Raw genomic sequence first — 7,358 nt, forward strand, 5'->3', positions numbered from 1 at the left:
GTCAGGACCTGGATAACCTCGCCAGGCTGCATCGCGAGAGCCTTTGCGAGAGCCCCATACCCGTCGCGGGCAATGTACTCGTCGATACTTTGTGGATCGATGAGGCCTGCGTTTCTCAGGACGATTTTCTGCTGGCTCTTCCCTGATTCTTTCTCGACCAGTCGCTTGGACGAGAGAGAACGGTCAATCGTGAGGCGCGAGACCACGCGTCCCTTCAGAAGGTGTTCTGTGACGATCTCTTCCACGTCCGTCGGCTTCACGCCACCGTAGTAGACGTCATCCGGGAAGACAGCCAGAACGACACCCTGGTCATAGATACCAAGAGCGCCAGTCTCGACCACCGATATCTGACTGCCCAGGTTGTACTTGCCAATCGTCTCCTCGAGAACATGTTTGACTTCAAGAGCACCCTGGAGGACAGAGTTGGAGTCAACAGGAACGATAATCTGTGTCGAGAACAGCTTCATTGTGCACCTCCCGCGCGCTTTGCGTCGAGAATTCGTGGCAAGTCTTCCGGCGTGAGGTTTCCGTACGCATCGTCATCGATCATGAGAGCCGGAGAAACACCACAGATGCCGAGACAGCTGGAAGCTTCCAGCGTAAACATTCCGTCCGAAGTTGTTTCGCCCAATTCAACTCCAAGGAGTTGCTTGAGCTCTGCCACAATAGATGGAGCGCCGGTCACATGGCATGGCCCGCTGGTACAGACACGGACCACATGCCGTCCCCGTGGCTCAGTCGACAGCATCGTGTAGAACGTGACGAAGCCGTTGAGCTGTGCAGGCGAGGTCCCGAGGAGTCGAGCGACTTCGCCCAGCACAGGTCCCGGGAGGGAGTTACCATAGTGGTGTTCCAGTTCAAACATGATGTCCATGTACGACAGTCGGCCATGATGCTCCGTACGATTTGTCTCTACCAGTTCGCGCAGAAAACGCTTGTCTTCATCGCTCAGCGGCTGCGCCTGGCCCGCTGGTCGCGTGACATTGTTCAACTCCATGGTTTCCTCCCTGATCGTTTTTTTCCGAAGCACTCTCACCAGCAAGAGAGGTTGGTCCTACTTTGTCTCCACAGTGCCAGGACTATCCGAGGCAGACCGGACTCATCGTCGATTCGACAATAGTGTCCGGCACTGCAGTCAATTCCGCAGTCAGGCCCTGCAGTTGTTCCTTGTCACCGTCGACGATGAGTGAGATCACATGCAGACTATGGTCTCCATATGGCAGTCCCAGGCGTCCGATGATGAGGTCTCCATGGTTCGTGAGTATCTGGTTCACCTTTGGAGCCGTCGTCTCACGCTTGCTGATGATGATCGCTATGACTCCAACGTGCTTTGTGCTGTCCATTGATGTACCTCCCCCTCGCTCCTATGGAGCGCTGGAGGCGCCCACCAGCTGGTGGGCGCCTCCATGTGTTCCCGTTCTACTTGCAGCTACGATCGCAGTATTCGGTATGCAGCAGGTGATGAGCCTTCTCGCTGTTCGGCTCACCCAGGAAATCCTTGTAGATCGCTGTAATCTCCGGGTTCTCATGCGATTTGCGGATAGGCTTGCCGGCATCCTCCCGGTAGATGGCCTCCGCACGCCTCTTCTTGATATCTGGATTGTTTGAAATAGGTTGTCCACCGCCACCGAGGCAGCCACCAGGACAGCACATGATCTCAATGAAGTGATAGGGCGACTCGCCCTTCTGCACCTGTTCCATAAGAACACGTGCATTACCCAGTCCATTCGCGACAGCGACCTTCAGAATCGTTCCATCGATGTCGATATCAGCGGTCTTGATACCCTCAAGTCCACGCACATCCTCGAACTCGAGCTTCGCCAGCGATTTCTTCGTGAGAACTTCGTAGGCAGTCCGCAATGCAGCTTCCATAACGCCACCCGTGGCCCCGAAGATGACGCCCGCGCCGGTCGATTCGCCCAGCGGTTTGTCAAAATCTTCATCCGGGAGGTTTGCAAAGTCGATGCCTGCTTCGCGGATCATCTTCGCCGCTTCACGAGTCGTCAGGACGCAGTCGACGTCTTTGAACGCCTCCTCGTCCTTCAGTCCCATCTTCTCCTGCCAGTAATGGAAAGCCGTCTTCATCTCAGGCCGTTCCTTCTCGAATTTCTTGGCAGTGCATGGCATCACGGACACGACGACGATCTTCCTCGGATCGATCCCCATCTTCTCAGCCCAATACGTTTTCGTCACCGTACCAAACATCTGCTGAGGCGACTTGCAGGTAGAAACGTGGTCCAGCACCTTTGGGAAGAACGTCTCTACGAATTTGACCCAGCCCGGTGAGCAGGAAGTGATCAGCGGCAGCGTGCCTCCGTTCTTGATGCGCCCGATAAGCTCGAATCCTTCCTCCATAATGGTCAGGTCCGCCGAGAAGTCAGTGTCAAAGACCTGGTCAAAGCCAAGACCCCGGAGCGCAGCGGTCATCTTGCCAGTCGCCTGCGTCCCATCAGGCATGCCAAACTCCTCACCGATGGCAACGCGTACCGCCGGAGCTGTCTCAACAACCACGACCTTGTCCGGGTCTCCCAGCGCCTTCCATACGTCTGGAATCTCGCTGCGCTCGGTGATGGCACCAGTCGGGCAAACAAGCAGACACTGTCCGCAGTTCACACACTCGACGTTCCCCAGGCCTTCGTCCAGGAATGTTGAGACAGTGCTGTTCGAACCACGCCCCATAATGTCGATCGCGTAGACGGACTGAACCTTGGCACACACATTTACACATCGCCTGCAGAGTACGCATTTGTTGGGATCGCGTACCAGTGACAGTGAAGTATTGTCAATCGGCAGCCACTCTGTGCGGGTTCGCGGAAACTCCACTTCCCGCACACCCAGCTCAGAAGCCAGCTCACGAAGATCACAGTTCTGACTCCTCTCACACGTAAAGCAATCCTTTGGGTGATTGGCCAGCAACAACTCGACATTGAGCTTGCGGGCCTCGCGGACGCGCGAAGTATTGGTCCAGACCTCCATGCCCTCACTGACCTTAACAACACATGCACGCTGGAGGTTGCGGGCACCCTTTACCTCGACGACACAGATGGCGCACGCGCCTTCCTCGCTGATTCCCTCAAGGTAGCAGAGAGTCGGCACGTCAATCTTTGCATAGTCCCTGGCGGCCTTCAGGATTGTCGTCCCATCCGGCACCTGGTAGTCCCGTCCATTGATTTTCAGATTTAACATTCTCGTCTCCATGAAGTCCCTCCGGGTCAATTACTCTTTGCGAATCGCACTAAAACGACAAACTTCATAGCAGGAACCACACTTGATGCACTTGTTCTGGTCGATCACATGAATTTTCTTGACCTCGCCGGTGATAGCCTGGACGGGGCACTGCCGTGCGCATGCCGTGCATCCAACACACTTGTCGGACGTGACGGTATACGTCAACAGGTGCTTGCACACATGTGACGGACACTTCTTGTCATATATGTGAGCACGGTACTCATCTTCGTAGAACCTGATAGTGGAAAGGACCGGATTGGGGGCTGACTGTCCAAGCCCGCACAGCGACGTATCGATAATGACTTTGGCCAGCTTGGTCAACTTCTCGATGTCCCCGTCACGACCCTTGCCATCGCAAATCCGTTCCATCATCTGGTACATCTGTCGGGTGCCTTCGCGACACGGCGTGCACTTCCCGCACGACTCGTCGACCGTGAATCCGAGGTAGAACTTGGCAACATCCACCATGCAGCTCGTCTCATCAAGAACGATAAGCCCACCCGAGCCCATGATGGTCCCGATCTCCTTGAGGGTGTCGTAGTCGATCGGCATGTCCAGGTAGTCCGGGGTAATGACTCCTCCCGAGGGACCTCCAGTCTGGGCTGCCTTAAACTTCTTGCCTCCGGGGATGCCACCCCCAATGTCAAAAACAAGCTCGCGCAGTGTCGTGCCCATCGGCACTTCGACGAGACCAGTGTTCTGTACCATGCCTGCCAGGGCAAAGACCTTTGTACCCGGACTCTTGGCAGTACCTACACTCCGGAACCATTCCGCCCCATTTGTGATGATCTGGGGTATGTTGGCATATGTCTCAACATTGTTGATCAGCGTTGGCTTGTTCCACAGCCCGGACTGGGCAGGGAACGGGGGCTTGATGCTCGGCATTCCGCGCTTGCCCTCGATGGACCGCAGGAGAGCGGTCTCCTCACCACAAACGAACGCTCCGGCTCCAATACGGATCTCAATGTCGAAGTTGAACCCTGCATTCAAAATGTTCCGCCCAAGGAATCCGTACTCGCGCGCCTTGCCGATCGCACACTCAAATCGTTCGATGGCAAGCGGATACTCCGCCCGGACGTACATGTAGCCCTGCTCTGCGCCGATTGCATATCCTGCGATCGCCATCGCCTCGATAATGGAGTGTGGGTCTCCCTCGAGGACACTGCGATCCATGAATGCTCCCGGATCACCCTCGTCGCCATTACAGACCACGTACTTCGGGGAACCCGTCGCCTCTCGGGTAGCCTTCCACTTGAGACCGGTCGGGAATCCTGCTCCACCACGTCCACGCAAACCGGAGTCGAGAACAACGCCGATAATATCGTCAGGCGTCATCTCAAGTGCCTTGCCAAGGGCGAAGTATCCGTCCCGAGCAATGTACTCTTCGATAGAAAGAGGGTCGATGACACCACAGTTGCGGAGGACGCGCTTTACCTGACGCGTGTAAAAGGGAATATCACCGCTGGTCTCAACCTTCTTCTCGCTGGTCGGCTCAGTGTACAACAACTCGCTGACGGTACGACCTTTTACAAGGTGTTCATTTACGATGAGACCCGCGTTCTCGACCGTAACCTTCTGATAGAACGTCCCCTCGGGATACACAACAACAATCGGACCCAGGTCGCATGCTCCCATACAGCCGGTCTCAATGATCTGTACCTCATCCTCGATACCATTTTTCTTCAGTTCTTTGACCAGAACGTCTTTGACGCTCTTTTCGCCACTCGTGATGCAGGCGCCGCCTGCACAGACCAACAGCTGATTTCGTATCATTGCGTTTTCCCTTCTCCCTTTGGGCTAGATGTTCTCCCGCTTGATGACCAGATCAGCCACGACATTGCCACCCTGGACGTGCTCGCGGACAATCCTGCGCGCGTTCGCATCGTTGACGTCGCCGTAGATGACGGCAGGCTGGTCCTTCATGGCCACTTCAACTGTCGGCTCCTTGTCACAGAGTCCCATGCAGCCCGACTGAACGACCTTGACGTCATGGATATCCACCTTCTCGAGTTCGTCGATGATAGCCATGAGAGCGTCCTTCGCCCCAGCTGCAATGCCGCATGTCCCCATGGCAACGATGACCTTGCCCCTCTCCTTGGCCTGGCGAAGATCCATCTCCTTGAGAGTCTGTTCCTTGATGCGCTTCAGCTCTTCTAGTGATTTCATCTGTTCCTCCCGATTCTTCGAGGTTAGGCGTACTTGTTCAGTAACGTGGCGACCTTCTCGGGCGTGGAACGCCCGTATGTATCCTTGTCGATGACGATGACTGGGGCGAGACCACAGGCCCCGACACAACGAACAAGATCCAGACTGAACCGGCCGTCCTGAGTGGTCTCGCCAGCCTTGATACCCAAGGTCTTCATGACCTTCTCGTAGACTGCATTCCCGCCTCGTACGTAGCAGGCCGTGCCAAGGCACACGTTGACGGTATGACGTCCTTTCGGGACACGCGAGAAGAAGTGGTAGAAGGTGACGACACCATACACTGTGGAACGCGGTACGTTCAGTCTGCCGGAAACGAACTCGAGCACTTCATCCGGGAGATACCCGAAGATCTCCTGGGCGTGGTGCAGAACATTGATCAGGCTACCTTTCGGGGTTGTCAGTTCACCGATATACACGTCGAGTGCATCAAACTGCTTCTTCAGCTCGGGGTTCTCTTTCAGATGGTCTTCCAGGTTCATCCTCATACACGTTCCTCCTGTAGAGACTTTTCACTCACGGGCATCACCAGTCTTGCCATGATGCGGTCGCCGGGTGTGTTTACATTGAAGAAAGACATCAGTTTTTTGTCATACCGCATGACGAATTGCTTATCGGCAGTCCACCAGCAAGTCCTCTGGATGATCATCCGGGCTCCTCAGCAGCTTCGGTCGCCGGTAGGGCGAAGGTACACTGTCCAGTACAGGCCCGCCACAAAGACTACGCCACCGACAAGGTTACCGAGTGTAACCGGCAACAGGCACCGGATGAACAGCCCGCTTCCCCATGTGAGGTGTTCGATGCCGGGAAGCGAACCGGCAGCAGCGACAACCGATGGTACCTTTTTCAGGAGCAATCCCATCGGAACGAAGAACATGTCCGCTACGCTGTGTTCGAAACCGGAGGCCACAAAGACTGTAATTGGCAGCATCGCCGCCACTGCCTTCCCAATCGTGTCAGTGGCTCCCGCCGCCATCCACACCGCGAGACACACGAGCCAGTTGCACAGGATGCCGCGCAGGAACGCTGCCCAAAACGACAGGTTGACCTTCGCCACAGCCAGCCTCAGAGCATTGACCCCGACTGCGTTTCCGTTCGTGGCATATTGTCTCGTTCCGAATAGAGCCACTACAAGCAGGAGCGCCCCCAAGAGGTTGGCTACGTATACCCATGCCCAATTACGCGCCACGCGGCTCCAGCGAATCCGATGGGAGAACGCCGCCATGGCAAGAAGGCTGTTGCCAGTAAAGAGCTCTCCGCCACTCAAGACGATCATTATGAGAGCCACAGAAAACGACAGGCCACCAATCAGCCGACTGAGCCCGATTCCCACATATTGGGAAAGATCGCTCGTAACGATCGTAAAGAACTGACCGACAAACCCGATGTACGCACCAGCGAGCACACCCAGGATAAGCAGGTGGGCCACACTCAGATTCGCCTTCCGCTCGCCGGAAGCCACCATGGACTCAGCGATCGATGCGGGTGGTAAGCATTCCATGTTCTCTCCTTTTCCTCTTCCAGTGTTCCCGTCCGCGCACATGCACGACAGTCCTCTAGTCCATCATCATAGCCAACCGAAGTGTCCAGCGGCACGGCGGTACTCGTTCATATCATGTGAATTCTATAACAGCACGGACAGAAGTCAACCTTCCATCCCGGTTAAATTCCATGTCAGGAAACCTGTGCCAGTCCATTCATAGTATAGGAATCCTGCAGTCCGCAACATGACGAACAAGACGTCTCATTCATCACGTATGCAAGGACCCTTCAATCATTGACATCACAGGAAAAACGGATAGAGTAAACATGATAAGTTCCGAAGAGACAAAGGAGAGTTTTATGCCAATCAAGAAAGCTTCTCTTAAGGACGTCCGCAAGACCAAGACACGGACGGCATACAACACCGAGCATACAGCTAAGACAAA

General features: G+C 55.3%; 7 protein-coding genes and 1 pseudogene. All 8 read right to left on the reverse strand.

Going from position 1 to position 7,358, the window contains the following annotated elements:
* Positions 1-467 (reverse strand): annotated as a pseudogene (locus SMC5_RS05775) (NADP oxidoreductase); the annotation flags it as partial.
* Positions 464-997 (reverse strand): NADH-quinone oxidoreductase subunit NuoE family protein, encoded by a 534-nt coding sequence (locus SMC5_RS05780; RefSeq protein ID WP_119119957.1) that lies wholly within the window; start codon positions 995-997, stop codon positions 464-466. The gene SMC5_RS05780 and the pseudogene SMC5_RS05775, both read right to left, overlap by 4 nt.
* A gap of 82 nt (positions 998-1,079) precedes the next feature.
* Complete coding sequence (locus SMC5_RS05785) at positions 1,080-1,343, reverse strand: TM1266 family iron-only hydrogenase system putative regulator (protein ID WP_119119958.1); 264 nt, start codon at positions 1,341-1,343, stop codon at positions 1,080-1,082.
* A gap of 76 nt (positions 1,344-1,419) precedes the next feature.
* Complete coding sequence (locus SMC5_RS05790) at positions 1,420-3,186, reverse strand: NADH-dependent [FeFe] hydrogenase, group A6 (RefSeq protein ID WP_243622534.1); 1,767 nt, start codon at positions 3,184-3,186, stop codon at positions 1,420-1,422.
* A 30-nt stretch (positions 3,187-3,216) separates the two neighbouring features.
* Positions 3,217-5,001, reverse strand: coding sequence for an NADH-quinone oxidoreductase subunit NuoF (nuoF, locus tag SMC5_RS05795; RefSeq protein WP_119119960.1), 1,785 nt, complete (start codon positions 4,999-5,001; stop codon positions 3,217-3,219).
* A 24-nt stretch (positions 5,002-5,025) separates the two neighbouring features.
* Complete coding sequence (locus SMC5_RS05800; RefSeq protein WP_119119961.1) at positions 5,026-5,394, reverse strand: (2Fe-2S) ferredoxin domain-containing protein; 369 nt, start codon at positions 5,392-5,394, stop codon at positions 5,026-5,028.
* A 23-nt stretch (positions 5,395-5,417) separates the two neighbouring features.
* On the reverse strand, positions 5,418-5,912 hold the full coding sequence (nuoE, locus tag SMC5_RS05805; RefSeq protein ID WP_119119963.1) for an NADH-quinone oxidoreductase subunit NuoE: 495 nt from the start codon (positions 5,910-5,912) through the stop codon (positions 5,418-5,420).
* A gap of 176 nt (positions 5,913-6,088) precedes the next feature.
* Positions 6,089-6,931 (reverse strand): formate/nitrite transporter family protein, encoded by an 843-nt coding sequence (locus SMC5_RS05810; protein ID WP_119119962.1) that lies wholly within the window; start codon positions 6,929-6,931, stop codon positions 6,089-6,091.
* Between the last annotated feature and the right edge of the window lie 427 nt (positions 6,932-7,358).

The organism is Candidatus Cryosericum odellii, from assembly GCF_003570935.1.
GTDB lineage: Bacteria > Caldisericota > Caldisericia > Cryosericales > Cryosericaceae > Cryosericum > Cryosericum odellii.